The 25677-nt window shown below is 60.4% G+C and carries 25 protein-coding genes and 1 pseudogene; 13 read left to right on the plus strand and 13 right to left on the minus strand.

Annotated elements, in window-relative coordinates:
• The first annotated feature begins 4 nt into the window (after window positions 1–4).
• The 3 genes from VMT40_RS37575 to VMT40_RS37585 all read left to right on the plus strand — a co-directional run bounded on the left by VMT40_RS37575 (window position 5) and on the right by VMT40_RS37585 (window position 2457).
• Window positions 5–460: a hypothetical protein gene (locus tag VMT40_RS37575; RefSeq protein WP_326364432.1), complete on the plus strand. Its 456-nt coding sequence runs from the start codon at window positions 5–7 to the stop codon at window positions 458–460.
• Between the two features lie 34 nt (window positions 461–494).
• Window positions 495–1913 carry a type VII secretion protein EccB gene (gene eccB, locus VMT40_RS37580; protein ID WP_326364433.1) on the plus strand — a complete coding sequence of 473 codons (1419 nt, stop codon included), beginning with the start codon at window positions 495–497 and terminating at the stop codon, window positions 1911–1913.
• Between the two features lie 181 nt (window positions 1914–2094).
• Window positions 2095–2457 carry a hypothetical protein gene (locus tag VMT40_RS37585; protein ID WP_326364434.1) on the plus strand — a complete coding sequence of 121 codons (363 nt, stop codon included), beginning with the start codon at window positions 2095–2097 and terminating at the stop codon, window positions 2455–2457.
• A 69-nt stretch (window positions 2458–2526) separates the two neighbouring features.
• Here the strand turns inward: VMT40_RS37585 and VMT40_RS37590 are convergent, their stop codons facing one another.
• Window positions 2527–3813: a DUF6421 family protein gene (locus VMT40_RS37590; protein ID WP_326364435.1), complete on the minus strand. Its 1287-nt coding sequence runs from the start codon at window positions 3811–3813 to the stop codon at window positions 2527–2529.
• 157 nt (window positions 3814–3970) lie between these two features.
• Between VMT40_RS37590 and VMT40_RS37595 the strand changes: the two genes are divergently transcribed.
• Together VMT40_RS37595 and VMT40_RS39490 are read left to right on the plus strand one after the other, a co-directional pair.
• Complete coding sequence (locus VMT40_RS37595) at window positions 3971–4369, plus strand: YbaB/EbfC family nucleoid-associated protein (RefSeq protein ID WP_326364436.1); 399 nt, start codon at window positions 3971–3973, stop codon at window positions 4367–4369.
• 737 nt (window positions 4370–5106) lie between these two features.
• Window positions 5107–5415 carry an FHA domain-containing protein gene (locus VMT40_RS39490; RefSeq protein WP_442790127.1) on the plus strand — a complete coding sequence of 103 codons (309 nt, stop codon included), beginning with the start codon at window positions 5107–5109 and terminating at the stop codon, window positions 5413–5415.
• A gap of 83 nt (window positions 5416–5498) precedes the next feature.
• Here VMT40_RS39490 and VMT40_RS37600 read toward each other — a convergent pair whose 3' ends face one another.
• Together VMT40_RS37600 and VMT40_RS37605 are read right to left on the minus strand one after the other, a co-directional pair.
• Window positions 5499–6020, minus strand: a complete 522-nt coding sequence (locus VMT40_RS37600) for a hypothetical protein (RefSeq protein WP_326364437.1) — start codon at window positions 6018–6020, stop codon at window positions 5499–5501.
• Window positions 6021–6035: 15 nt separating this feature from the next.
• Window positions 6036–6470: a VOC family protein gene (locus VMT40_RS37605; RefSeq protein ID WP_326364438.1), complete on the minus strand. Its 435-nt coding sequence runs from the start codon at window positions 6468–6470 to the stop codon at window positions 6036–6038.
• Window positions 6471–6517: 47 nt separating this feature from the next.
• Here VMT40_RS37605 and VMT40_RS37610 point away from each other — a divergent pair, with 47 nt between their 5' ends.
• Window positions 6518–6670 carry a hypothetical protein gene (locus VMT40_RS37610; RefSeq protein WP_326364439.1) on the plus strand — a complete coding sequence of 51 codons (153 nt, stop codon included), beginning with the start codon at window positions 6518–6520 and terminating at the stop codon, window positions 6668–6670.
• A gap of 85 nt (window positions 6671–6755) precedes the next feature.
• On the opposite strand, the gene VMT40_RS37615 is transcribed toward VMT40_RS37610, so the two are convergent.
• From VMT40_RS37615 to VMT40_RS37625, 3 genes are read right to left on the minus strand one after another with little or no spacing between them, the layout of a single operon-like run.
• Complete coding sequence (locus VMT40_RS37615; RefSeq protein ID WP_326364440.1) at window positions 6756–7373, minus strand: dihydrofolate reductase family protein; 618 nt, start codon at window positions 7371–7373, stop codon at window positions 6756–6758.
• The gene (locus VMT40_RS37620) at window positions 7373–7870 is read right to left on the minus strand and encodes an SRPBCC family protein (protein WP_326364441.1); all 498 of its coding nucleotides are present in this window, start codon (window positions 7868–7870) and stop codon (window positions 7373–7375) included. The genes VMT40_RS37615 and VMT40_RS37620 overlap by 1 nt, the downstream gene beginning before the upstream one ends.
• A 3-nt stretch (window positions 7871–7873) precedes the next feature.
• Window positions 7874–8215, minus strand: a complete 342-nt coding sequence (locus VMT40_RS37625; protein WP_326364442.1) for an ArsR/SmtB family transcription factor — start codon at window positions 8213–8215, stop codon at window positions 7874–7876.
• Window positions 8216–9221: 1006 nt separating this feature from the next.
• Here VMT40_RS37625 and VMT40_RS37630 point away from each other — a divergent pair.
• On the plus strand, window positions 9222–9677 hold the full coding sequence (locus VMT40_RS37630; protein WP_326364443.1) for a hypothetical protein: 456 nt from the start codon (window positions 9222–9224) through the stop codon (window positions 9675–9677).
• A 176-nt stretch (window positions 9678–9853) separates the two neighbouring features.
• Here the strand turns inward: VMT40_RS37630 and VMT40_RS37635 are convergent, their stop codons facing one another.
• Genes VMT40_RS37635 through VMT40_RS37650 form a run of 4 tightly spaced genes read right to left on the minus strand, consistent with a single transcriptional unit; the run spans window position 9854 to window position 14745 of the window.
• Window positions 9854–11173: a KamA family radical SAM protein gene (locus tag VMT40_RS37635; RefSeq protein ID WP_326364444.1), complete on the minus strand. Its 1320-nt coding sequence runs from the start codon at window positions 11171–11173 to the stop codon at window positions 9854–9856.
• Window positions 11174–11193: 20 nt separating this feature from the next.
• A complete protein-coding gene (locus VMT40_RS37640; RefSeq protein ID WP_326364464.1) occupies window positions 11194–12438 on the minus strand; it encodes an ATP-grasp domain-containing protein in 1245 nt (414 codons plus the stop codon).
• On the minus strand, window positions 12417–13697 hold the full coding sequence (locus VMT40_RS37645) for an MFS transporter (RefSeq protein ID WP_326364445.1): 1281 nt from the start codon (window positions 13695–13697) through the stop codon (window positions 12417–12419). Before VMT40_RS37645 ends, VMT40_RS37640 begins: the two co-directional genes overlap by 22 nt.
• Window positions 13690–14745: a GNAT family N-acetyltransferase gene (locus tag VMT40_RS37650; RefSeq protein WP_326364446.1), complete on the minus strand. Its 1056-nt coding sequence runs from the start codon at window positions 14743–14745 to the stop codon at window positions 13690–13692. Before VMT40_RS37650 ends, VMT40_RS37645 begins: the two co-directional genes overlap by 8 nt.
• A 420-nt stretch (window positions 14746–15165) precedes the next feature.
• Here VMT40_RS37650 and VMT40_RS37655 point away from each other — a divergent pair, with 420 nt between their 5' ends.
• The 3 genes from VMT40_RS37655 (at window position 15166) to VMT40_RS37665 (ending at window position 17037) form a co-directional block, all read left to right on the plus strand.
• Window positions 15166–16014, plus strand: a complete 849-nt coding sequence (locus VMT40_RS37655; protein ID WP_326364447.1) for a glycosyltransferase family 2 protein — start codon at window positions 15166–15168, stop codon at window positions 16012–16014.
• A 158-nt stretch (window positions 16015–16172) separates the two neighbouring features.
• Window positions 16173–16529, plus strand: coding sequence for a YybH family protein (locus VMT40_RS37660; RefSeq protein WP_326364448.1), 357 nt, complete (start codon window positions 16173–16175; stop codon window positions 16527–16529).
• Window positions 16530–16842: 313 nt separating this feature from the next.
• Window positions 16843–17037, plus strand: a complete 195-nt coding sequence (locus VMT40_RS37665; protein ID WP_326364449.1) for a hypothetical protein — start codon at window positions 16843–16845, stop codon at window positions 17035–17037.
• Here VMT40_RS37665 and VMT40_RS37670 read toward each other — a convergent pair.
• Window positions 17019–17493, minus strand: a pseudogene (locus VMT40_RS37670) (helix-turn-helix domain-containing protein); the annotation flags it as partial. The gene VMT40_RS37665 and the pseudogene VMT40_RS37670 sit on opposite strands and share 19 nt — an antisense overlap.
• An 845-nt stretch (window positions 17494–18338) precedes the next feature.
• Between VMT40_RS37670 and VMT40_RS37675 the strand changes: the two are divergent.
• From VMT40_RS37675 to VMT40_RS37685, 3 genes are all read left to right on the plus strand, one after another.
• Window positions 18339–19472, plus strand: a complete 1134-nt coding sequence (locus tag VMT40_RS37675; protein WP_326364450.1) for a HesA/MoeB/ThiF family protein — start codon at window positions 18339–18341, stop codon at window positions 19470–19472.
• On the plus strand, window positions 19469–20707 hold the full coding sequence (locus VMT40_RS37680; RefSeq protein ID WP_326364451.1) for a hypothetical protein: 1239 nt from the start codon (window positions 19469–19471) through the stop codon (window positions 20705–20707). Before VMT40_RS37675 ends, VMT40_RS37680 begins: the two co-directional genes overlap by 4 nt.
• A gap of 1653 nt (window positions 20708–22360) precedes the next feature.
• The gene (locus VMT40_RS37685; protein WP_326364452.1) at window positions 22361–23278 is read left to right on the plus strand and encodes a replication protein RepA; all 918 of its coding nucleotides are present in this window, start codon (window positions 22361–22363) and stop codon (window positions 23276–23278) included.
• Between the two features lie 163 nt (window positions 23279–23441).
• On the opposite strand, the gene VMT40_RS37690 is transcribed toward VMT40_RS37685, so the two are convergent.
• Window positions 23442–24140, minus strand: coding sequence for a hypothetical protein (locus VMT40_RS37690; protein ID WP_326364453.1), 699 nt, complete (start codon window positions 24138–24140; stop codon window positions 23442–23444).
• Window positions 24141–25064 carry a ParA family protein gene (locus VMT40_RS37695; RefSeq protein WP_326364454.1) on the minus strand — a complete coding sequence of 308 codons (924 nt, stop codon included), beginning with the start codon at window positions 25062–25064 and terminating at the stop codon, window positions 24141–24143. It lies immediately after the preceding gene.
• Window positions 25065–25677 lie beyond the last annotated feature (613 nt).

Here is a 25677-nt window from a genome sequence, read left to right on the forward strand (position 1 = left end):
GCTCATGACCAGTCTCTACGAATATTTTGCCGCTCCCGACGACCTTGCTGCGGCTGCAACCGTTCGGTCCGATGCGGTCTCGCTCGGCCTGCCGTCGCTGGGTTTGATCACCGGAATCGACCCGGCTGTCCAGATAGGTCGCGTCGAGTCACTGTTGCGGCGGATCGACTTCGACGAAGTGCTCTCCCAGCCCCGTTGGTGCGAGCTACTCACCTCGATCGGCCCCAATGCAGGTCCGTGGGTGGTCACCGTCACCGACACGCTGCTGCAGTCCTTGGCCGAGGCGGGCCAATCCGAGCTGGAACGAACCGCGGCGCTGTGGGCACGCAGCCACGAATTCAGCTGTAACGACATCCTTTGTCTGGCAGAGTCGTTGGCTACATTCCTTTTCGATCTCGCGGCCCTCGCACGCACCGCGAGGACCGAGTCCAGGCAGCTCTATTGCTGGATGTCGTCGTAGAGATGCAGCCTTCGACAATGCTCGCGGAGGCACAATGCCGTCGCTGCTGACCACCAGGGCGCAGGTGAACGGCTATCGGTTCCTCGTGCGCCGACTCGAGCACGCTATGGTTCGTCGCGATGTGCGGATGCTGCACGACCCGATGAGTTCGCAGTTGCGGTCACTGATCATCGGTCTGGTGCTTGCTGTTCTTGCGACGGCGGGGTGTGCGATTCTCGCGATTCTGCGGCCGCAGGGGACGCTGGGCGATGCCCATATTGTCGTTGGAAAGGACAGTGGCGCCCTGTATGTGGTGGTCGACAATGTCTTGCACCCAGCGCTGAACCTCGCGTCCGCGCGCCTCATCGTGGGAAGCGCCGAATCGCCTACCTCGGTGAAGGACGCCAAGTTGTCCGCCATGGCGCGCGGGCCGATTCTCGGGATCCCCGGTGCACCCGCGGCCCTTCCTCTCTCAGGGTCTTCCGATTCTCTTACGTGGGCTCTGTGCGACACGATCGACCCATCGCCGGACCCGGGAGAACAGTTGTCCACGACCGTACTTGCAGGAGCCGGGGCGGTGAACGATCACGCTCGTGAGATCTCTTCCTCGGAGGCGCTCCTCGCCGAACGAGACGGACAGACATTTCTGTTGTACAACGGACAGCGAGCGCACCTCGACCTTGGCAACGATGTCATCGTCCGCGCGCTACGGCTGCAGGGCGCGATCGCACGGCCGATCAGCTCCGGCCTGCTCGATGCCACAGTGGAAGTACCTGCCATCGCGCCACCCGCAATCCCACATGAGGGCGAGTCGGCCACTGGCCGATTGTCGAATTTGCGCGTTGGCACCGTGATAAAGGTCATCGGAGTCCAATCAACCGAGCTGTATGTCATTGTTTCCGATGGCGTACAACGGGTCTCAGCCTTTGCCGCCGATCTGATCCGGGCGGCGGATTCTCAGGGGATGTCCGAGATCACTGTGGTCCCACCCGATGCTCTCAAAGGTGTACCGGTCAGGGATGAACTGCCGATCGACACTTTTCCGACACAGCGGCCGACTATCATACCCGGCGCTGACGCACCCGTCGCCTGTATAGCCTGGTCGAAATTTGGTGCCGGGCCGGCAGTCCTGCACCTAATGGCTGGTTCGCGAGTGCCGCTTCCCGATTCGGCCAAACCTGTCACGATGGCCTCCAGCCCGGCCGACGACCACGCCGGCGCTGCCTATATCCCTGCATCGACGGGAGAATACGTCCAGGCCACCGGGATCGAACCGGACAGCACCCGTCGCGACAGCCTGTTCTACGTCGCCGACAACGGCATCCGCTACGGGATCCCCGACACCGGTACCGCGACGATGCTGGGATTGTCCAACCCACGTCCGGCACCCTGGCAGATCCTGAGCCAGTTCGTCGCGGGCCCCACTCTGACGCGTACCTCCGCGCTGACTGCTTATGATCGGTTGCCGCAGTGACGCGCCCTCTCGGCATCTCCCCAAGGCAGCGGAGCTTGGGCACCAGCGTATCGGCACGACTGATTAAGCACATCGTGTGTGTTCGGTGTACTCGCAGAGATCCGGGACCGGAGCCGTTGCGTCAGTCATTGGATCACGGTCGACAGACCAGGAAGGTGCTACTCACAAAGGTGGTCTGCCGATGGATGAGATAACGGTCTTCACTACCGCGACTGCGCAGACCAGAGACGGCAGCGTTGCGGTGACCTGCACGGAAATACCTCTGCCACAGGCGATTACACTCACACAGGATGCGTTGTTCCGCGCCCCGCAGGATCTCGCAAACGATATCCTGCGGCTGTGCAGGCAGGCCGCCGATCGCGCGAAGCTATTGCGGCGCGCGGAGCTAACCGAGTCCGGCGTCCCGGCTGAGGTTCTCGACCTACTCGGTCTGCCACGTGCAGAAGAGATTGCTCGCATGGAAGCCCTGTCAGAGCAGGAGTTCGACTACGAGCCACGAAGCTGGCTGAGCTACTTCGGTGACACCGGCGACGGCCTCGTCTGAGTGCCGGAAGCCGGACGTTCGGCGCTGGAGCCGATTACGCGTGAGGCTGCGCACCGAGCAATCTGCGGATCACAGTACTGACAATGATCCAGCCGTGAACTCAGAGACACGTGAGGACAGACGCACGAAGAAGGCCTCCAGTGGAAACTCATCGGGAGCCACCGAGGTGAGGCTGCCCGAGCCTTCGTCCCATCCAGAACCTCTGCGCGGCGGAACAAATCGCGAAACGAGGCGATGTCCCGCTGTCCACAGTGCGTGTCCCGAGTCTCCTCGACTGATCAGCGAGTCGATTTCGTAGGACAGATGCTCCACCGCGTCGGTGATGCTGTCGTCGATTCGCAGTTTCCCCCCGGTCCATCGCAGCGCTCGATGGTGCTGCAGAAACGCGAAAAGCAGCTGACCAGCCAGACTTTCGACGTTTCGTACTCGCCTGCCGAACAGTGGTGCCCGCAGCATCGTGTCCAGCAGAATAATGCCAGGGACCATGGATCCTATCGGATGTTCTTCATTCCTTAGATCGGCAGCCGCCAGGTACGCATTCACATCGACCCTGAGCTGGGCCAGTGCCGATATCCAGAACGGGCCGCGCTCGTCATCGGGGATCTCACCGAGCAACTGATCCGCGGTGGGGCGACTCCAATCCCTGAGCAGTCCGAGCAACAGGAATGCTTGCTGAGAGGAGTGCCCCTCGTGGAGCGGGAGTGCATAGTCTCGGGGCAATTGCATTTGCAATGACGACACCGCGGTGGAGCATACGGCCCGGAACCGGGCCGCCTCGCAGGCGAACAGATGCAGACTGTGATCAACATTGTCGGCCGCGGAGCGTGAGGCCGATATTGTATCGGGAAAGAAAGCGCCCGGCCGTGCCTCGTACCCACCGGTGAAATCGGCGAGCATCAGCGGCTTGTATGAATCCGCCGCGAAACGCGTTCGCTCGAGATCGTCCAGCCAATCCGGCCATGTCTCGCTTACCAGCATGGCTTCGAATCTGCATTCACCGCCACTGTTTCTAGCGTAAATCGGGAACAGAACGAGATGAGTGCGTCCGTCCTCCCTTATCCGAGTCGACTGGAAGGCATACATCGAGCTGGAGAAATCCGGTATATCGAATCCCGCACGCGCCCAGTTACGCAGATCATTCACGACAGCGTCCAGATACTCGCGGTCATAGGGGAAGTATCGGGCCATGGTCGCTACGGCATTCGCTATCCGCCAAACGAGTCGATGTGCAGCCACCGTCCGGTTGTTGTCGGCGTCGATGCCTCCGTCAGCGGTCTGGACGAGCTGCAATTTGTGAATACCGTCTTTCAGGTCGGCCCAGGCAGGATCGCGGGCCGCCTGAGTGAGAGGTGTCACTGACGATCCACGAAGCGATATCACAACCGTTCCTTCAGGGCGCTCGGGTTCAGATTTCCTCAAATAAGGCTTACAGCGCGGCGAGCGGTGAACATCCGCACGTCGGCCCAACTTCTTGGGCCAATTCGACTCGGCGGGAGGCACCAGCAAACTCAGCGTGACGGCGGATGTCTCTGCCGGGCTTGCGGCTCATCGTCAAAGAAGACAGCAGCAACGACGATGTACCGCGAACCGAGTTGAGATCGCCATGAACCACGAGATGGATAGGATCGAAACAGCCGCCCGGCGGCAAATGGACGACCTGAACAAGCTTGCTGACGCCATCGCCTCGATCCGCATCCGCGAGTCGTCACCCGACGGCGCGGTCACTGTGATGGTCGATGGTCGGGGTGCACTCGTCGAGCTTGTTCTGTCAGACTCCATCTCGAGGCTGTCGCCGCTCGAGTTCGAGAAGCTCGTTGTCGATACCTGCCAATCTGCAGCGCGAAGCGCCTTCGCTGAACATGGTTCGCTGATCAGCGATTTCAATCAGCAATCAGTCACGTACGGAACCTGAGCACTGCGACAAAGTCGTTCGAACGGTCCGCCCACTGATGCGAGATTGTGATTCCGGCACCCACCGACCAGCGGAGGACCTTCGAGCAGTCCGCAATCACCGCATTCCAGCGGATGTTGGCGGCATCGGATTTTCAGTAGAAAGAGTCGCCAGGCTTGGCGACCAACTAGCGACAAGATCATTGCCGCCGAATGCTACGCAAAGGATCCACACCATGGTACGAGTTCGGATGTCCTGTACTGTCGGAGCGGCCGCTGCAGGAATCCTGCTGGCCGGAATCGGTACCGCCTCGGCGGATACGGCTCTTCAGCCCCAGCCCTCTGCGACCCCGACTGCTGTTCCGGTCTGGGTTCGCCCCCCCGAGCCGCCCCCCTGCCCCATCCTCGGCTGCGGTTTCGACTCAGGTTCCGCCTCTTCCGGTTCGTCCATTCTCATGCAATCGCTCGCCATCGGCAGCGCCGTTCTGTAGCTGCTCATATCGACTGCTCCTGAATACCCGGGGGGAGGGACTGCTCAGCAAACTCAGCCCCTCCCCCGCAAACCCCTCCCGAACCTCCTCACCGGATTCAATTCTGTCGGCCCCGGGTGCGCGGCGGGGGTGTCGTCGGATGAGGCGACCGGTATTCCCGCGACGACCATTGCCGCTTGTTCCCATTCGAGGGAATGCTCATCCTCTGGCTCACAATTCGTGTGTGTCAGAAGACAAACATCCTCCGGTCTTCATATATCTGTCCACTATGGACTCTTTGTTCCCGATCGAGTTGTGCATCCCTCCGGGTTCGGAGGTTCCACTGGGGCGTGGCGTGGGAGCTCAACTGCCCGACGGTCTGGCGCTGGCCGGGGTGTCGAGGAAGCATGCGAGTGTCGGCATCGAGCACGACCGCAGTGTCTGGATCCGGGACGACGGGTCCAGATGCGGAACTCTGGTCAACGATGTTCGAATCGACGTTGGCGATAGAATCCCGCTTCGAGAGCACGACACAGTGCAGCTCGGCAGGTTCCAGCTCGCAGTCAATTTGATCTCGGATAGCAGACACGAAGTCTGACTCGACCGTCGAACGTTGCCTTCGTGGGGCTTTGAGGCCGTCAGCAGTGGGAGCTTGGCTCTCATGCGCGCAGTTCGCCGGCGTCAGGGACGAAATAGCAGTCCACAGCGTGTGCTCCAGCCGCTTATGTGAGCGGCGCTCCATTCGGTTGGTTCCTGGCCGATTGCCAGTTCGATTATCCGTTGTGCTCCGTGGTACTCGAAGGGATCTGCGTCCCAGGACTTCGGCCAGCCAGAGGGAGCGCGATGCACCCGCCTTCCGCGTGCACGCAGACGATCAGCAACATCGGACAAGATATCGCCGACATCGGTGGACAGGTTGGCAGCGTGGGTATGTCCAGCGATCGGGAAGGCCGGTTGACTGCCGTATCCGTCGATGACAATGAGCGTCGTTTCGGTCTGAGCGGCGACCTGGTCGACAACAACCGAGGCGGCCTCGCACAACATGATGTCTCCAGGTTGAACAACAATTTTTACGAGTAGGCAGTCCATAAATCTGGTTGTTTCGGACTGAGTTTGTGGTTCGAAGTAGGTCTCGCCTGATTGCTCAGGCGCGGCGGTGACCGTGTATCCGACCATACGAGAGTGGGTCGTATGAATCTGCACAGCGATCCTTTTCGGTCAGTTCGAAGGAGCTGACAATTCGAGATGGATCCCATCTGGGTCCATGAAGGACAAGATGCTGATGCCTATGGTCGTAAGCTCCGTAACCTCACCGTGTTCGATGCCGGCTTCGTCCAGACGCTTCGCGACGGCGATCAATTCGTCGACGGTCGAGACCGAGAAGCTCAAATGATCGAGCCCGACGCGCTCGGAGTCGAACCGATCCGAGGCAACCGCGACAGGCCGTAGGCCGAACAGCGTTCTACCGGTGCGCAGTACCACCCCGCCATAGAGTCGTGAGGGGTCGCTACGCACTTCGGGGTCTGCAGGATCGCCCGCCTGTTCGATGGCGACAGTGAGCCCCACGACGTTCTCGTAGAAGTCACGGGAGCGATCCAGGTCGGTCACAGTCAACCGCAAGTGATGGATACCGGTGATGTTCATGAAGGGCATGCGGACCTCCATATTCAGAACTGAAGGCGCAGCACGCCCGTCTAGGTATGGACAACCTCGTCAGCGTGTCGTCAGAGGTCGTATTGGAACGATACGAGTTCAACCGGCTGACCAACGGTGTCGTGCCGGACATCTTTGGCACTGCTTGCGACAAAGGTGTGGCAGCCCTCGTCGGTGCCGACGAAGACTGCCACACTTGAGATCTCAGCTGATCGTCCGTGTCTCCCGACGCCCGGTCGCGGATCTCACCGCTGCACAGACCACATCGAGCTGGGATCGATACGGTTATCGCTTCCTCACGGCATAGGTCAGGTGCGTCGCACGGTGTGACGACTCCACGTGAACCTGTTCGAGGCCCACTCGGCTTGCATCCACACCTTCGAAGAGTCGAACGCCGGCGCCGAACAGTACCGGTGAGAGCGCGATGGAGAACTCGTCCACCAGACCGGCGTTCAGGTACTGGAGGATCGTCTCGCCTCCGCCGGCAATTCGGACATCACGTTCGCCCGCGGCCTCACGAGCTTGATCGATGGCGGCCTCGATTCCATCGGTGACGAAGTGGAAGGTGGTGCCAATCCGCTCCCAGGGATCGCGCTTTTCATGTGTCACAACGAAGACGGGGGTGTGGAACGGCGCATCTTCAGGCCATGCCGTTTCGCCGGCTTCGAACATGCGCTTACCCATCACGCTCGCACCGGTGCGCTCGAAGGTCTCTCGTACGATGTCGTTGTCGCGGCCTTCCTCACCGCCCTCGCCGAGCTTCAGGTTCTCGCGAAAGAATCGCTGCGGGAATATCCATCCCTGCAGCTCCATCCACTGCTGCCCCATCAACTCGGAGGTGGACTCGGGTGCGATGAACCCATCCAGAGACATGGACACGCTGAAGAAGACTTTTCCGGCCATTAGCGCTTACCTTCCTTTCGAAGTATCTCAGTGACGTAGGTGGCCAGTTTGCTTATGGTTTGGTGGCCGCCCTCGGTGACGTGGAATTTCTTTACCGCTTCATCGCGCAACTCTTTGGTGGGGAAGACGGTGCGCATCTCGACGCGTGTTTCGCCACCTTCAGCCTCGAAGGTAAAGATCGATTCGAATGCGTTTGGGTCGTCGCGGGACTCGCCGTGCAGCAGGGCGATCCGTGCAGGCGGGACGATCTCGGTCCAGGAGATCCACTCCTGGTAATCCGTCCCGTCCGGTCCGTGCATGACGAAGTCCCATCTCCCACCGACGCGGAAGTCGAAGGCCCGGGTGGTGGTGGTGAATCCCGCGGGCCCCCACCATTTCGACAGGTGCCGGATGTCGGTGAACGCTTCGAAAACCAGATCTCGTGGGGCATGGATGACCCGGGAGATCAGGACCTCGCGATCGGTCGTCGGCGACGACGTCGGGGGTGTTACTGCCATCGCTCATTGCTCCCGTCGTGTTTGTTTGAGATCTTGCAGGTATTCGTCCAGTCGGTCGAAGGTGTCGTTCCAGAACTGCTCGAATCCGCCGGTCCATTCGTGGACTGGTCGCAAAGCGTTGGCATCAAGAGCATATAGACGTCGTTTACCTGCTTTGCGGTCGCGCACCAACCCGACTTCGCGGAGTACTCGCAGGTGTTTCGAGGTCCCGGGTTGGGTCAGCCCAAGTACCTGCGCCAGTTCGGTCACCGGCCGCTCCCCCGACCGCAACAGTACGAGGATCTCGCGGCGCTGTGGCTCAGCGATTGCGTTGAAGACGTCCGATGTGGTCGCTGCTCGTGCCATGGCTCCAACATATACCCATATCGGAATGTGTCAAGAGGTGAGACCGAGGGTCTTGCCGATGACGATCACGCTCCCCAGGTCGAGGGACGGGGCAGCCCACCCATCCCCCGACACCACACGGAGGAAGTGATGCCGAACGCATCGACACGTCACCGTGGCGCGTCTGGAGGGCCGACTATCGAACCCTCCAGGGGTAGGACGTCATTCGGGTCGCCTCGTCTCGCGGGCCTATGGTTCCGATTTATTGATTCGGCGACGATCGAGTGTTGCCTCCCGAAACAATTCCGCGTCGGCACGTTGGCGGATGTTTCGCACGTACACCCCATCTAGATTTGTGCTCACGGCATTCGATCCCGCGAGCACCCGACCACACCTGCCGCTCCGGATCCTCGATCGTAAGCCGTGGTGGGTCGCCCGCGAATACCCCTCAACATGGCGGGCGACCCACTCCCCCTGTGGAGCTGGAGCGCCGTTTCGTTGACCGACTTTTCGATTTCCGACGCAGATGGGACGGACAGCTGCAAGATTTCGGTTTGTCAGCGCGGTGACACGGGCGGAGCTGGTGCTGCCGATGTCGATTCCGATTTCCTCCTATCTCAAGCGGCTCGTGGAATCGATCAGGGCGCACAAAAGTACTCAGTCATGGTCGATCGATGGTTCTGTGGTCGACAACCATGAGTGGGCTTTGTAGCGCTTGTGATGACGGTCCTCGCTTTCGCGGCTGGCGCCATCACACCGATAGTTTTGTGGCAGATCAAACCGGGCAAGGTTGCGGAGGGCATTGTTCTTACTGCATTGATGGCGATTTCGATATCCGTGTGCATGCGCTCTTCGCCTGGTCTCTGACGTCCACACCATCGACCATCCTTCACGACTGCCTGGGTACAGCGCTGTCTCGTTGAATCTCGTTGCCGCGGCGACCCTTACAGCTGTCCTGGTTCGTCGCGGAGGACGGCACCGCTCCGGCGAGATTTGCCCGACTGACCCGACTGAGAGGAGGAGAAGTTTGATCGAGGTCTACGAGTACTTTGCCGCAACAGACGATATCGCCGCCGCGGCCGCCATAAGATGCGAAGCTGCATCCTTGGGCCTGCCGTCGATCGGTATGGTTGTCGGCATCGATCCGGTGCTGCAGTTGGCGCGATTGGAATCGCTGCTGCGCGGCGTCGACTTCGAAGTGGTGGTCGGCGGGCCCCGCTGGTGTGTGCCAATTGCCTCGCTCGAACGAAGCAGAGGGCCGTCGGTCGTGACAGTCACCGACTGCCTGCGTAATTCACTTGCGGCAGTGGATGATCCAACATTCAGGCGAACGGCGGAACTCTGGGCACGCGCTCGAAGGTCCGGCACCACTAACGTCGATTGCCGAGTGCCTGCTCTTGCAGGCTTCCTCTGTGACCTGGTCCGGCTCGCACGTGAGGCAGCGGCCTCCGATCGGCATCTGTACTGCTGGATGTCGCGATAGCGCGTATCTGCCTGGGCTGCGGAGGTGCCGGAGCTTGGCAGCGGCTCCAGGATCGAAACCGGAGGTCCGGACAGCGCGTCCGAGCCATTCGCACGGAACACATCATTGCCAACGTATTAACCTCAGGGAGTCCTCATACTCCCCCGATATGCCCTCCTATCCAGCCGAAGGGACCGTTACGCGGGGGTCGATGCCCGGATGTCGCCTTGGACCTTTGACCTTGGAAATCCTAGCCCGGCTGGGATTTCGGTTCCCAGCGCTGGTTCGAGCTCGTCGAGCCAGTATGCGTCCGGGTCGTATCGGGCGAAGAACTGCTGACCTACCAAGCCGGCGTCGCGTGCTTGTAAAAGTCGGAGAGAGAAGACTCGCTCGCCGCGGATGCGGGGGGCGCCGTCGATTACCACCTTGCCGACGTGAGCCGACATGACGGGTCCGCGTGCGGTTCGGGCCAGCCCGGATACGCGCGAGATCGCCTCGGTGTAAATGTCGAGTGCGCGAGCCAGCGGGACCTCGAAGAAGGTCTTGGCTCCGGTGTCGCGTTCGATGAACATGTAGTAGGGAATCACGCCGGCGACGACCAACTGCTGCCACAGCTGCGACCATGTCTTCGCGTCATCGTTGACATGTGCTGCCAGAGGTGCCTGGGCTCGGATGATCGCGCCTGTGCCGCGGATGCGTTCGATAGCCTTTTCGACTGTGGCAGTTTGTAGTTCGCGCGGGTGGGAGAAGTGAGCCATCACCGCCACGTGCCGGCCCTTGGCAATGCACTGCTCAAATAGCCGTAGCAGGTTGTCCGAGTCAGGGCCGACGGTGAAGCGAGCGGGCCAGTAAGACAGCGCCTTTGTTCCGAACCGCAGTGTTGTGACGTGATCGAGTGAGTCGGACAGGAGCGGTTCGACCCAACGGCGTATGACTTCGGTGCGCATGATCATCGGGTCCCCGCCGGTGAAAAGAATATCAGTGACTTCCGGGTGACTGTACAGATATTCGGTCATGATGGCTGGATCCGACAAGGCCTGACGGATCTCGCTGTCGACGAACTGCGCCCATCGAAAGCAGTATCCGCAATAGCTGTGGCAAGTCTGGCCCTGTGAAGGAAACACCAGAACTGTTTCATGGTACTTGTGCTGCAGCCCGAGTACTGGATGCCTATTCAACAGTGGAGTGTTGTCTTCGATCTGCCCGGCTGGATGGGGGTTCAGCGCTCGACGCACCTCAGCGGTGGCCTTGTTCAAGACGGTACGTGATGCGTTGACTCGAACGAGTTCCGCGATGGATTCGAAGTGGTTGCGGGGCAGCATGTCTCGATGGGGGAATGTGAGAAGGAAGATCGGATCGGCAGGGGCGGTGGACCAGTCGATGAGTTCGTCGACGACGTAATCGTTCACGCGGAAAGGCAGCACGCTGGCCACTACCCGGAGTTCATGTACGTAATCATCGGACAGACCACGTTGTCGAGCCAGTTCGGCGAGCCGTTCGCCAACGTAGAGCTTCACAATAATCACCCATTCTTCGTCTATTGACTTCTGACGCGCTCACCCGAATTGACCGTGGGTGCGGCAGCTGTGCATTCGAGGTCGAATCCGGCCAGCGTGGCGCGCAATGCGGCGAAGACCTGTGCTGACGAGCGGCCGCAGAATCGGAAGCTGGCGCCGACACCCGCGTAGCCCGTCTGCTCTGTTATGAGTTCCCCGACACGGGGGATCATGCTGTGGTACGGCTCGTGTTCGGGGGCCACCTCGAAGTGAACCGCGGTCACGGCGCAAGGAGGTCGGGCGGCTGGGCGTACGAGCAGTTGGCCTGCGACGTGCGCGACAGGCAGTGGACTGGCGTCTGGGCTGTATCCGAGCTGGATATCGAGTGCGGCGCCGACGAGGTCGTAGCGATAGACCTCGCTCCACAGATGTGTCGTTTCGGCTTCCGGAATGCGACATGCGATTTCGAGCAGTTGAAGGTCGGGGGCGCCGGCTGGGTCGAGAAAGAGTTCGAGGTGAAAAACGGTGGGTACGGATCGACTGAGTGTGGCCAGGACTGAGTGTGCAAAGTCTGCTAGGCGCACGTTCAGTTCGGTGTCGTCGATATCGACTGTGCCCCAGCTCCTTTCACTGTCTGCGAATCCCAGAAGGGTGTGGAAGGAACGTGCTGCCCGCCACGGACCGAGATCAGAGCCGGTCCAGACACCGTTGATCGAGGCTATTTCACCAGGACAAAACTGTTGCACGAGGAACGGTTCGGCATCCAGATCAGGTAGCTCGGCGACGTCCTCGGGGGACCACAAGGTACGAATGTCACGGCTTGTTGCGCCGAGTCGCGGCTTGACGATCAACGGGAAACTATGCCGTGCACCGAATTCGAGCACGGCAGCCGGGTCGGGCGCGGCGGAGAATGCCGGCACGGCGATACCTGTACCGGCGACTGACGTGTACATCAGCAGTTTGTCTCGAAACGGCAGAACGTGGTCGAGTCGATCACCGTCGATGTCGTAGATCTCACGTAGAGCTGCAGCGGTCAGCAGGTCAAGCTCATCGAGTGCGACGATTCGTTCAGGTAGACCGTGGCGGTTCGTGAGTTCGCGTGCCGCAATCGGAACGCCTTCCTCTGTTTGGAATGTGACGACTTCCGCCGCAGCACGGACTGGCACCCGATCACGAGCGTTTTCGGCACATATATAGGTGACAGCCTTCATATCGTGATCGATGTGGTCGAGGTAGGGAACCGCGGGCCCCCGGGTACGGTGGATCACGAGGATGTGGGGTCGCATTGGTTGGTCCTGTCCGATAGAGCATCGATGGCACGGTGGGGGGCCAGGGAAGTGAACCAGACTACCGGCGCTGTTATCGCGATAATTGCGCCAGCCAGGAAGAACACCGGCCGGGGATTGTCACCGGCAGCTCGGGTCAGCACGCCCGAGACCATGGCTCCGGCTGCCGAGGCGGCAAGTATCGCTGATCTCGCGGAACTGGTGACTCTGCCAAGCATTGTCCGAGGCACGATCGCCTGACGCACACTTCGTACGACGATCACCGCCGGTACCGACGCCGCTGACAGCAGAGCATAAGATACGGTTAGCCACCATAAATCGACCGCCGCACCGATCAAGGCCAGCGCGACAGCCATACCCAGCACACTCAGCGTGCACAACTCAATTGAACCGAATCGCGCCGCGACGATAGGTGAAATGACTGCACCGAGGACTCCGCCAATCCCAGCCCCAGCAATGACGATTCCCAAAAAATCTGCAGAGCCGCCGAGAACTTCTTTGGCGAAGTACGGAACCAGCGTTTCGGTACCTTCTGCGAAGGTCGTGATCACCTGTAATGTCACCAAGCCAGCGAGGACCGCCGTTGCCGCCACATACCGAAAACCCTCCGCCAGCTCAGCCAACGATTCGCGTACCGCCGCCCAACCACGACGACCACGACTACGAGAATCGGGCACTCGGTCGATGGTCGTGACGAGTGCGTCGATGCCGGAGGCAGCTCGCCATACCGTTGCGAGTGAGATCGCGAAGGTCGCCGCGTTGACCAGTAGCGCCGCCGCGATCCCAATGGTCGCTGCGAGCAAGCCGAGCGCGACAGGTCCGAGAATAAGTGAAAGTTGACGGGAGGTTTCCAGGAATGCGTTGGCGCGCAGCAATTGTTCGCCTTCGAAAAGATCGCGGGAGGCGACTGCGAGTGCGGTCTCGAAGAAGACGCCCGCGGCGCCGGCGAAGACGGCCAGTCCGAGCACAGCTGCCACGGGACATATGTGCAACATCATCGTTGCGGAAAGAAGAAGGAAGATCGTCATGCGCGAAAAGTCCGCGGCGATGAGAACTTTCCACGGGTTGGCTCGATCAACCAGTGGGCCAGCGGGGAGCCCCGCGATAAGGTAACCGAGTGCTCGCGGGGCGGAAGCAATACCAGCAAGTACGGGATTGTCGGTCAGTCGTAGCACGATCAAAGGCACAGCCAAAACTGCGAATCCGTCACCGACGAGCGATGCCGCTTGACCCAGTAGAAAGGTTCGGCTGCTATGCATCGTTGGCGACCGCCCACATGTGACCGGTCAGAGATTCGAGTCGACATCCGTGCCGAGTCTTCTCCGTCCATTTCAGGGTGCCGTAATCGATTCGTTCGATCCCGCGTTCCAGCGCCGCAGCGATCAGCACGTGAAAATTCATAACAAAGTACGCTCCGTATGCCTCGGAGGTCTGTCCGCCCCACAGTGGACGCAGCGTCCCGCCATGGCGTAGGGCCAGGGTGAATCCAACGACCTCGTGACCTCGACGAACGGCCGTCACGACTATGTCCTCGGCGGGGTAGTGGTCCATCATCCGGTCGAGCGTGGCAGACAGTGTGGCCCGATCGGCGTCGGAATGGTATTTGCGCAACAGTCCGAGCCGTAGTTCCAGTACTTCATCTCGGACGTCCCATAACTTCACCTCGGCCGCTGTCATTCCGTTATCGGCCAGTCTGCGGACGAGCCGTCGGAGTCCGGACCGGCGGCGCTGGGAGAGTTGTTGCTGGTATTCCGCGACCGAATCGAATGTGATCGGTAAAACGCAGGTGGGATACAGGTCGACAGGGAGTGCACCGAAGCCTGCGAGCGCCTCGCGCAGTAGCGCTTGGCGTTCGGGAACATAGAGGAACGACACCGACCGTGCACCTCTTGCTGCCGCCCAACCGTCAATCGCATTCAACGTCTCTCGCAACAGGGCGGGGTCGCTGGCCCCAGAACCCGCTGCGGCGCAGCAGTATCCGGGGAGCGTTACCAGAACCGTTGGGTAGAGGTCCTCTGTTGCCGGAACGTCCACAGGCGTCCGCCGCGGTTCGAGTGCAGGAATGGACCCCCGCAATACGGCGCCTATGTCGTAACGGGCTTCCGCCGGCGGTGATTCCAACCATCGAGCATGCAATCCGATGCGAGCCTGCCCGCCCGTTTTCGCCACCAACCACCATGGCTGCCCAGGGAGGAGCGGGCCCAGTGTCTCGAGCCAGCGGGTCGAGACACTGTAGTCGGCGACCTCGTCGGCGAGTTTTGCCCACTCGGGCGGGAGCGCGGATGTAGGACTCGAGACCAAACGCATTGCGACCCCGCGTGATCAGTCAAGCGGTATTCCGGACGGAGTGCCGCATTCATCGTACCGTTAAACAACGGTACGATGAATGAAGGCGTATGACAAGCTGTGGAGGCACGCGATGTCGGCGAACGCACCGCGGCATGCGCAAGATGTGGAGCGCCTCCGCCCGACGAGCTGCGCTAGCCCGCTGCCGTGACCAGCCGCAGGCCGGAGGAGAGGGGTCGCAGACGGCCCCCTCAATTTGTGATCGTGCAGTGCCGCACAGGCGTACAGGCGTACCACGTTCTCGGCGTCGTGGCGGATGTCTTCGGCTCTAGCGCCGGTGAGACTGTCGACGGTTGTGCAGGTCGAACGATCAGCAGAGACGATGATCTCCTTGGCAGACATGTCCGCTGGGGTTCGCGAGTCGAGAACGGAACATGCTCGATGGTCCAGGAGCTTTCGACACCGAGATTGTCAGTTGTTGTCCCAGTGCTCAACGAAGCTGACTTCATCGAACGTGCACTCGAGAGGCTGGTATCTCAGGAAGCTGTGACGGAGGTGATCGTCGTCGACAACGGCAGCACTGACGGCACCCCGGAGGTTGTGCGCTCCTTCGCTGCGACGCACGGGAAGGTCGAGTTGATCTTCGAACCCAGACGGGGTATCGCTCCAGCACGTAATGCTGGATTCGACAAGGCCCGTGGGGAACTCGTCGGACGCACCGACGCCGATACCCTGGTCGACGAAGACTGGGCGGCAACGATCGTGGACTTCTTCACCGCCCATCCCGACACCGGTGCATTGACCGGCTTGTGCACCTACTACGACTCGCCCATCGGCTTCCTACTCGTGTTCGGCCAAAGACTACTGATTCGATGTGGCAGGCTCGGTGGGCGGGTAGGCAATATGTACGGCCCGAACATGGCAATTCGCCGCAGCACGTGGCTGGAGGTTCGAGACGAGACCCGAGTCTGCGCTGATGTCGCCGAGGACCTGGATCTGGCGCTGTGCATCACCAAGCACGACATCCGAATCGATCAACTGACGAATTTGCGGGCACAGACGTCGGCAAGGCGACGACGTTCCAGCCCACGTAGCTTTTGGCGTTTCCAGATGATCGGCTTGCGCACGATCCGTGACCATGGCTTCCAGGTTCGACCAGCACACTGGACAGTGGTCCTGTTCGCCTGGTTGTCGCACACTCTGCAATGGCCTGTGTATCGTTTCTGGGACTTCAACACGCAGCGATTGAGCTTCCGCCCGGGTGCTGCGCGGATCTCGGCTGTCGGTTAGAGCATGTTTGTCCTGCACTTTCATGGTTTCTCATGTCCCGTGTGTCGGCGGATAGTTTCGCCGACACGGCAGGCCTAGGCTCCGTCTGGATCCCAGGAGCAACCTCGCGGTCCGTATCCATCTCGGAGCGTCGTTGCTGGGACCGTGATGGAGGAACCATGAGCAATGCCGAATTCGCCGATCGCCCAGAAGATCTCGGCACCTACTTCGTCGACCGACTGAACAATGGCGACCTGGAGGGCCTGGTCGCCCTGTACGAGCCCGACGCAACGATCATAATCGGGACCGAGCGACGCATCACCGGACGCGTCGCTATCCGTGAGGCGATGCGGAAGCTGCTGGCCCGCAGACCGATTTTCGTCGCTCGCCAACAGGAAGCGATTCGTCACGGCAGGCTCGCACTGACCTCCGCTCGCTTGGTCGACGGTCGCGCGACGTTCGAGGTGGCACGCTGTCAGCCGGACGGGACATGGCTGTGGTTGATAAATTGCCCACCGATACCCTGTCCCAGTTGAACAATCTCGATACCCTGGCCGATGTCTTCGCAGGTGCGGATTGTCACTGTTGATTGCATCATTCTTCGGTATCGGAGTGGACCGAGTTGTTGCGCCGATCCGAGAAATAGCCCATACGGGGATCGCGATAGAACGCAATCATCGGGAAGCTCTCATGACGAATAGATACGACACTCGGTGGACAATGGATACCTGGCGTGCGGCCGCCGTACCGGCCCGCCCGCCAGATGAACAGGTCAGAGTGACAACCGACGGTATAACTTCCTCTGCGACCCACCACCGTGCCCGACATGTCGGACACGGCCACTGGCGTGTGGACTACTTGGCCGGTCAGGATCTGTCGTATCAGCATGCCTATCGAGCGATTTGCATTGCTGCCGCTCTACATGACAAGGATGACGCCGAACTGAAGCGCATCTGGATGCGTGGGTTGGGCCTGTCGTTGCGCGCCGCGGTGAGTCTCGCCCTCACCGACTGGTCGGAGCGGGACCGCGGCAGCCTGGGCTGAGAGCTACGCAAGATTCTTACTAGCGCCCCCGCGCTTTTTTGGGGGGGTGCCGAGCGCCGAAACGAAGCCAACCGCACCCGCCGAGCGAGCGTGTGCAGGCTCATCGCCGGTCCGGCCCAGTCGCTGCTAGATCTGTCGAGTCGTTCACGGACCAGGCGTTTTCAACAGTCGAGTGATCCGGTCGAGCAACCGCGGTCCGCCCGTGCACGGCCGACCCGGACGTTGCCGATCTGCCAGCCCGGCAACGCACTCGGTGTCGAAGCGCTGGATCCAGTAAAGCACCGTGGACGGATGCACCTCGAGCCAGCGCGGCGATCGCCGTTGGCTCCTTCCCACCCAGCGACAACAGCACCATCACCGCCCGCAGCCCCTGCTTGCATGGACCCTCAACGTTCGGAGCAGCGCGACCGGATCCGCGCTGCTCCGCCCCTTGGCAAACACACTCGCCGGGCGCATGCTGACGCGACCTCGTCAGCGGATGGACCCTTCGACAAACCCGATCCAACCCCGGCAAGGTCCCCGCCGAAAGCCCTCCGGCACAGGCGATCTCACCCCGCAGTTACGGGTGGAACTTCCGTATAGGCGCTTAGCGGGCGATAGCCACTAGCGACTGGATGACTTCAGGTGATAGCACCGACTAGGACCGATGGCTTGGAAATTTTTCTGTTCACAACGCATAGAAGCATAAGATCATGCTCCCAGCAGTGGAGAAATGATCATCTAGCGAAAATTGGTACCGTAGTCATGGCCACACGGCCCACTCGCCGAGTTCTTTGATGGCAGTGAAGACACTCAAGGAGAGAGCACAATCATGGAACAGATCAGCTCCTTAAAGGATACTCCCCAGGTACGTCCGACCCCGATTACGATCCGCCTGTTGGACAAGAAGGAAACGACCGGCATGCCAAGCACTGGGAACGGTGCCTCATAAGTAAGTAGATCATCGCGCGTCACTTGCTCGCCACAGGGTATTGCCTCGGTGGAAGTGCTTATTTGCTGATATTCTCCAGCCCGCCCGCCTAGATTGGCTGGCGGCAGTGAAAATCCATGTAAAGAGCGTATTGATGAAGAAGATCAATAGCTCAATTCGTCCAGCAGTTGCGCGCCCGAGTCCGGCGACGATCTCGATTCGCCCGCCGGACAAGTAGGAGACCACGGGCATCCAGTGTAATAGCAACGGCGCCTAACAGATAACCAAACTATACTGGACGGTCCGTCACCTTTGGAAATGTTCGGGTCGGAGGCGGACCGTTCGCCGATTTTGGATTGCTTGATCGCATAATCGATTTCCCGGAGGCTCGATGACCAGCCGAATCCGCGTTCTAGATATGGCGAGGCCGCGGGTCAAGCCTGAACTGACGCCGTACGCCACGGTCGACGGCACCGTACGAATAGGGGCCACAGTATATGGGCTCGGGATGGAGATCGACGATCCGGATGGCAGGATCGAAACCCTCGTGGTTACTCTAGACGGAACAAGATCACCCGACGAGATAGTGTCGGCGGTTTCGACCCATCATGAGAAGGCATCGGCGCGAGAAATAGTCGATACCATGCAACAGCTACTCGATGCGGGCTTGCTGGAGGACTACGGCGCACCGGTGCCGGCCGAGCTGACCGACCGGGAGCGTGATCGATACTCACGCAGTATCCCGTTTCTACGCTGGATCGACAGATTGCCGCGTGCCAGTTCATGGGATGTCCAGATCAAGTTGCGGCGATCCAGAGTTCTATTGATTGGTCTCGGTGGCGTAGGTGGAGCTGTTGCGCAGGGGCTCGTTGCCTCCGGCGTGGGTTCGCTACACTGTATCGATGCGGATTTCGTCGAACTCTCGAATCTGAACAGGCAGGTTCTGTATCGGGAGGCCGACATTGGCCGGACGAAGGTCGATGCCGCGACGGAGCACTTGCGTGATCTCAATTCCGATGTGGAGATCTCCGGTGAGCAGCGATGGATAGTGAGCGAGGCTGATCTCAGCGCTCTGCTTGAGCCAAGTTATGATCTCGTGGCATTGTGCGCCGACAATCCGCGTGTGATCCGCCGCTGGGCCAACAGGGCCTTTTACCCGGCGGGTATAACCTGGGTGGTCGGTGGTTACCATGGTCCAATGGCATCGGCAAGTGTGCACGGACCCGAATCCGGCGCATGCTGGGAGTGCCTGCATGATCAGGCGGTCGATGCACCGGACATGCGTATGCCGCCGGGAATGTCCATCGACGATCTGAACCCGCGATTTCCATGGGAGCCGGTCAACATCGTGTCGGCGACCATTACGGGTGCTTTCCTGACACATTTCGCACTCGCCGTACTCACCGGTGCACCACCTATCGAACCAGGCTTCTCATACGAGGTGAATCTCGCGATCCCCGGCGAATCGACCCTGATTCGACACGCACGCCGGGCGGATTGCCCAACCTGCGGAGACTCACGGTGATCGACCCCGCACCCGCCACTGTTCTTCCGGAGAGCCGGGTTCGACTGCACAACATCGCGATTCGGCAGGAAGGCGATGGATGGATCGCCGGTAGACTCGAAACACGCTGCGTCGTGGCCATACCGCTGGCAGGTGTCGTCGCGATCGAACTCCTGCGGAACGGCCACACCATCGACGAAGCTGCGACACACATGGCGCACACCGAAGGTTGCGTGTTCGATGTGCTCTCGTTCACTCAGGACCTGGCGGCGCTCGGTTTCCTCGCTGCCGTCGATGGCCGCCCGATCGTCGTCGAGCCACCACTTCGCGCGTCTTTTCCTCGTATACGCCCCGAATACGTTCGATTCGCACTGAGCCCGGTGGTTCCCATTCTGTTCCTGGGTTTAATGTTGGCCGCGAGCGTCGCACTTGTGCAGCAGCCTTCCTTGATTCCCAGCTTCCACGAAATGCTGTGGAGCCCTCGAGGAAGTGCCGTGCTGGCGCTGAGCGCGGGGGCTGGATGGTCACTGGTGTATGTCCACGAGCTGGCTCACTTGATCACCGCACGGGCGGCAGGTGTGCACGCTCGGATCCGATTGAGCACACGGCTGCAGTTCTTGGTGGCCGAAACCGACATCAGCGGTATCGAATTCGCCCCCCGCAGACATAGGCTCACCGCGTATCTGGCAGGAATGGCGACGAATCTGACGGTCGCCGCGGTCGCGATCCTTATCCAGGCGACAACAAATTCGGCGACTGCCGCACACAGAGTCCTCGCCGCGATTACGGTGATCGCGCTGATGTCGCTGCCGTTCGAGTGCATGGTCTTCATGCGGACCGACGTGTATTACGTATTGCAGGACGTCCTGGCCTGCCGCAACTTGTACGGTGACGGCACCGCATATGTTCGCTACCTGGGGAACCGGGTGCGGCACTTCCTTTCCGGATCGACTACTAGGACCGTCGATCCCAGTTTCGGGTTACCAGATCACGAACGCCAGGCTGTGCGGATCTACAGCGTCGTCGTGATTGTCGGAACGGTGGCTTGTCTGGTTGCGATGGGCACATTTACAGTTCCCGCTGACCTGACGCTTATTTCACGCGTGGTGACTCATATCGGCGTGGATCACTCGATGATTACCAACCTCGACAGTGCTGTTGTCCTGCTGATCCTCGGCAGTGCACACGCTTTGTGGGGCCTCACCTGGTGGCGTCGCTACCGTAAGTCGATCGTCCGTTGGAACCAAGCATCGTAGCCTGCACGACCTGACAAACATTGTGGAGAAGTAGAAGGGCCCCGCCAGAGACGTCGGTTGGATAGTTCTGGCAGGGCTTCTTCATTGGGTAATCGGTCAGGTTCGCATCATTGATGGTGTGTTACCCAACCGCGGATACTGTACCCAACGAACGGTTCTAGTCGGTAACTTGCATCGGCGTTTCGGGTATCGTCCGCCTAGTCGTTCCTGGAGGGCACGAAGTCATGGGTGAGGGCATGATGCGGTCACCCATGGCGACTTGAGCTCGGGCGAGCGGCATGAGACTTCCGTGGCGGCGCATATCTTGCGGACGGATCAGCGTCGACTGTGCGCGTGGGTTCACTCTCTGACAGAAGACGGCTGCCGACCTAGGGCCCGACGTACTGGTTTGGCGTGCGGCTAAGACAGCGGTTGCCGGGGTCGATTCCAGCAGCGGAACAGGCTCCGCTCAGGGGAGATCCGAGACCATGGGTGGTCGGAACGAGGTTCTGGCAGGTCAGTGCAGGGGTGTTGAGCTGCATGTAGATGAAATTGGCATTTGGGGGGCGGCTGAGCGCAACGGTCTCTATCCACAGCCAGCGCCGAGCCTACTACAGGAATCTCTTCTAGGAAAAGAACTACATGAGGTTCATGTTTCCTGCGTGTCACCTGCGGAAATGATGGATGGGCGTCCGCAAGGTATGCGCAGAGCGTCCGCGAGGTATGCGTGCGTTCCTGGGAAAACGCCGAACCCATGTCCGCAAGGTATGCGTGGAGGGTCCGCCGGGTGGAGCCGATGCGCACAGTGCGATGTGGAAATCGTCCGCAAGATATGCGTGGATAACTTGCCCTTATCCACAGTCCGCATGATATGCGGCACTACTTGGAAAACCTGACATTGCCTCGTCTGTCCGGAAGGCACACAGACCGCACAAGAAACCCATGTGAACTGGCCCGAGGCCGTCCTGACTCCGACTCGCTCGATCGCTGTCGTGCGCATACCTTGCGGACACCAGTTATCCACTGTCCGCATGATATGCGTGGATAGCGCCGATGTGTCCGCAAGATATGCGCACGACAGGATTCGGTGTCCGCAACGTATGCGCACAGAGGCCCTGTTCTGTCCGCAAGATATGCGCGGCGCGGCTCCGGTCTGTCCGCAAGCTATGCGCACAGCGGCGATCGATCGGACTGGGTCGTTGCGTCCGCAAGGTATGCGTGGGTCGGTTCCGCCTGTCCGCAAGGTATGCGCGTCAGGATTCGAGCGGTGGAGGGCTGTCCGCAGGTTATGCGGGCGCAGCGGATTGTGATGCTGTCGAGCCGGCTCGACAGCCTTGCTTTTCGGCGTGCCCAGGATCCGGGCTTGTGCGGTCCAGCGCCGTGGTGCATCGTCTCGCCGGCGTGACCATTGTCATGATCAGGATGTCCGCAAGGTATGCGTACTGCCTGCGTCAGGTGCCGTTGGGCTCGCTACCTGCTGGTAGTGGCTGCAAGCGTCCGCAGGATATGCGTGTTTCGTCGGTTGCGGGATGCAGGTTGTCATCGACCGGAGGTTGGCAATGTCCGCCAGGTATGCGTGGGGCCGACCACGTCATGTCCGCGAAGTATGCGTATTCCCGGACACGGTAAGGCCAGAAACTGGCATTTTGCCAGCGACGTGCAATGCTAGGGGCCATGCCGCGCCCCAAACGCACTCCGCTGGACATCGTCCGTGCGGCGGCCGAAGTGTGGGATGGCGAGCAAGAAGTTGGTTACTTGGCTCGCATGTTTACCCAGACCTCGCTGCCATATCGCGACCCCGGAGACGTGCCTGCCTGGGGTCGACGCAACGGCGACTTGTCGCTGACGGTTCAGCCAGGCATGACGACCGACAGCGAAAACAACCCGGTATCGATCGGGTACCCCTACGGGACGATGCCACGGCTCATCCTGACCTTCCTCTCGACCGAGGCCGTGCGTACGGGGTCACCCGAAGTTGTTCTGGGAGACAGCCTCACGGACTTCATGGCCGCGATGGGTCTCGCTGCGACCGGTGGAAAGAATGGGTCGCTGACCAGGATGCGCAATCAGTCTCACAGGTTGTTCAACGCGACCCTCACCATCGAGTACAAGGGGGACGTCAACCGCAAGATTGGCGCGAAACTCTATGTCGCCAGTGCTTACAACATCTGGTGTGGCGCCGATTCGGAGGAGGGGCAACCGTCGTTGTTCACCTCTACAGTCCGGCTGAGCGAGGAGTTCTTCAACGAGGTCACCGCGCATCCGGTGCCTTTGGATATGAATGCCATCAAGGCGCTGGGCGGATCCGCGCTGCGACTGGACATCTACGCTTGGCTTACGTACCGAATGTTTTCGGTGAAGCGGGAGACTACTGTGCCTTGGGAGTCGCTGATGGTTCAATTCGGTTCGGCAGCAGACTCGTCCGACCGCCGTCGCCGGCACCAGTTCCGCCGAGACTTCACGCAGGCTCTCAAACAGGTTCTGGTGGTCTACCCGCAGGCGAACGTTGATACCAACGACTCTGGCGTGGTACTGCGTCCAGGGTTGCCACACATCCCGATGTCACCAGGATTTCGCAGTCTGGCTCACTAGCCGCAAACTACGGCTAGTGAGCCAGCGACTGTCCATCAGGACAAGGGAATCCTTCGGATATTTGTCACTGTGATGAAATCGGGTGCTGTTCCCCCGGCCCGGAGGCGGCGTGCGTCCACCGAAGGCAGTGTCCCCCGGTTGCCAAAGTACTTTGAAGTGCTGTCTACTCAGCGCTTTGAGCATCTCCCTCGATCGGCGCTTCAGCCGTCATCTCGGTGATCAGATCGGCGAGATACAGCTGCAGTGCTTCATCCACCAGCGCGCTGCGACTGCCCGCCTGCCATTCCACTACGAGATTGTCGAGTAGCTCGATGTCAGGTGCGATGATGCCTGCCAGTGGAATCTTGACCGGTGGCTCGGTGTGCCTGCGCCGCCGCGGTCGGGTCTGATCCACCCGGCGGAACAATCGGCCCGACGGCTTCGCATTGGCCAACTCCTGAAAATGTTGGCGTAGTTCGGTTTCGAACTCCTCGATAGCGTCGAGCACGACCTCGCCGTAGCTGCGGCCCTTGCCGCGCTGCTGTTTCTCACTGTGGGTGAGATGCCGCAATGCCTCGGCGACGCGCGCGGCCACGTGTGCCTCGGCGATGGACTGCACCGCTCGGGGCCGGCTTGCAGTCGCTCGGGTGCGTTTACCGGGTGTATCGGTTGTCGCTGCAACCGTTTTCGGTGTGCTCCTACGTGGTGCTTTGGGTGCGGGCGGGACTGGCTCGGCGGCGGTCGGCGGCTGCTGGATTGGCTGCGCGGCGGCAACCGCAGGCTGCGGGGGTGCGCTGGGAGATGCGAGAGCCGGCGGCGACGGCGGCAGCAGGTCGTCGATATCGTCGAGGTCGTCTTGTTTGAAAGCCCCTTTCCGAGCCATCTACGCGTTCTCCTTTGCGCGTTCGCCGGCACCGAGCCGGATGAGCACTTCTCTGGTCAACTGTTGATAGTCGGTCGCCAAGGGCTCGGTGTCACGGGACCATCGCTTGGCAGGTGTGTCATCGACCTCGCCGGAGCTGTTCGCTTTGGAGGGCGAGAAGGAGATGAGTTCCTCAGCAGTCAGATGAAACGCACGTGCGTCGAGCGCGGATGCCTTGTCCTGTCGGATGAAGCTACGGAATGGCTCGATGCCTGTTCCCTCAAGCAAATCCATGATCTTTCCGAGGGTGTCCTCATTGCGCCGGACCGCCCGGGGGTTGCAGTCGAACAGCACCATCCCCATGAGCTCGATCTGTGCGCCGTTCTTGCGTGCCCACAGATAGCGCCGAGCGAGCAGTTCAGCGCCGTCGATGCTTCCGTCGTCCTCCTTGGTAGGAACGATCAGCCAACTCACTACCTGCAGGAGCAGGTCCAACACGCCGCGGTCGCCGGGACCGGAGTCGATCAAAACCAGGTCGTATCCGGCGCTATCGACGAGTGTCTCGAGAGCGAGAAGCAGGTTTTGACGAGGGTCGATGCCGTGCTGCTCGGCGGTCGCGACCACAGCGCCGGCCATTGCCAATAGCTTTCCCCCGCAGACGACATCGAGGTTCGGGCGGACATCGCGTACGGGTTCGAGCGCGGACCCATACTGCAGCGTCATCGCCAGAGACCGCCCTTCGTCGGAGTCCTTGACACCGAGATCACGTATGGTGCAGTTGCCTTGCTGGTCGGCGTCGACTACAAGCACCCGCTTGCCCCGTCGGGCAACAGCGACAGCGATGGCCGCAACGATCGATGACTTCCCCACTCCCCCTTTTTGGTTGGCCACCAAAATCGTTCGCCTCACGGCGCGGACATCTGACAGCAAACGCGAACTTGTCACGGCCGCAACACTACCGGACATGCAACATGACAACCAACCACCTCGAGCGGGTGTGTCGTGAGCTCCCGAGCGGCAGTCGACTCAACTCGTCGAAGCATCAAAGTTGCGATCCTACAGCGAATCCGACGCCACCTCTGGACTTCGACGGTACCGCAGAGTCAATCGCTGGCCCCACGGTCCACGCTTGCTGTGGGTCGTTCCAATGTCTCTAACTTCGTCTAGATCATTGGCTTAAAAAGCAACCAACCAAAGCTACTGGAAGAGACCAACCAGTACACCAATGTCAGGGTCCTGATGTCAGTACAGACTCAGAACAGTGATTCGAGCTGCCGCAGGATACCTGTATCGGGTGCGGTCATGAGCTGGCATTTCCCCATGTAAATGCCGTTCGTGATGACTCGAACAAGTGTTGCTGACGAGCCATGGAGACATGCCATGTCAAGCGCAATGTCTAGGATAAGTAGGTGGTTACAACCTCCGACCATATATATCACCGCTATATGGGCGAATGAGTTGCCCATTCGCTTTGCCACGCGAAGCCTATGGGGCGGGGTCACTTGGGATGCGGGAAACACCACCGTAGAACTCACTGTACGAGCGACATCTAAGTGGA

It is taken from the genome of Nocardia sp. CDC160 (assembly GCF_035818795.1).
In the GTDB taxonomy this organism is placed as follows: Bacteria; Actinomycetota; Actinomycetes; order Mycobacteriales; family Mycobacteriaceae; genus Nocardia.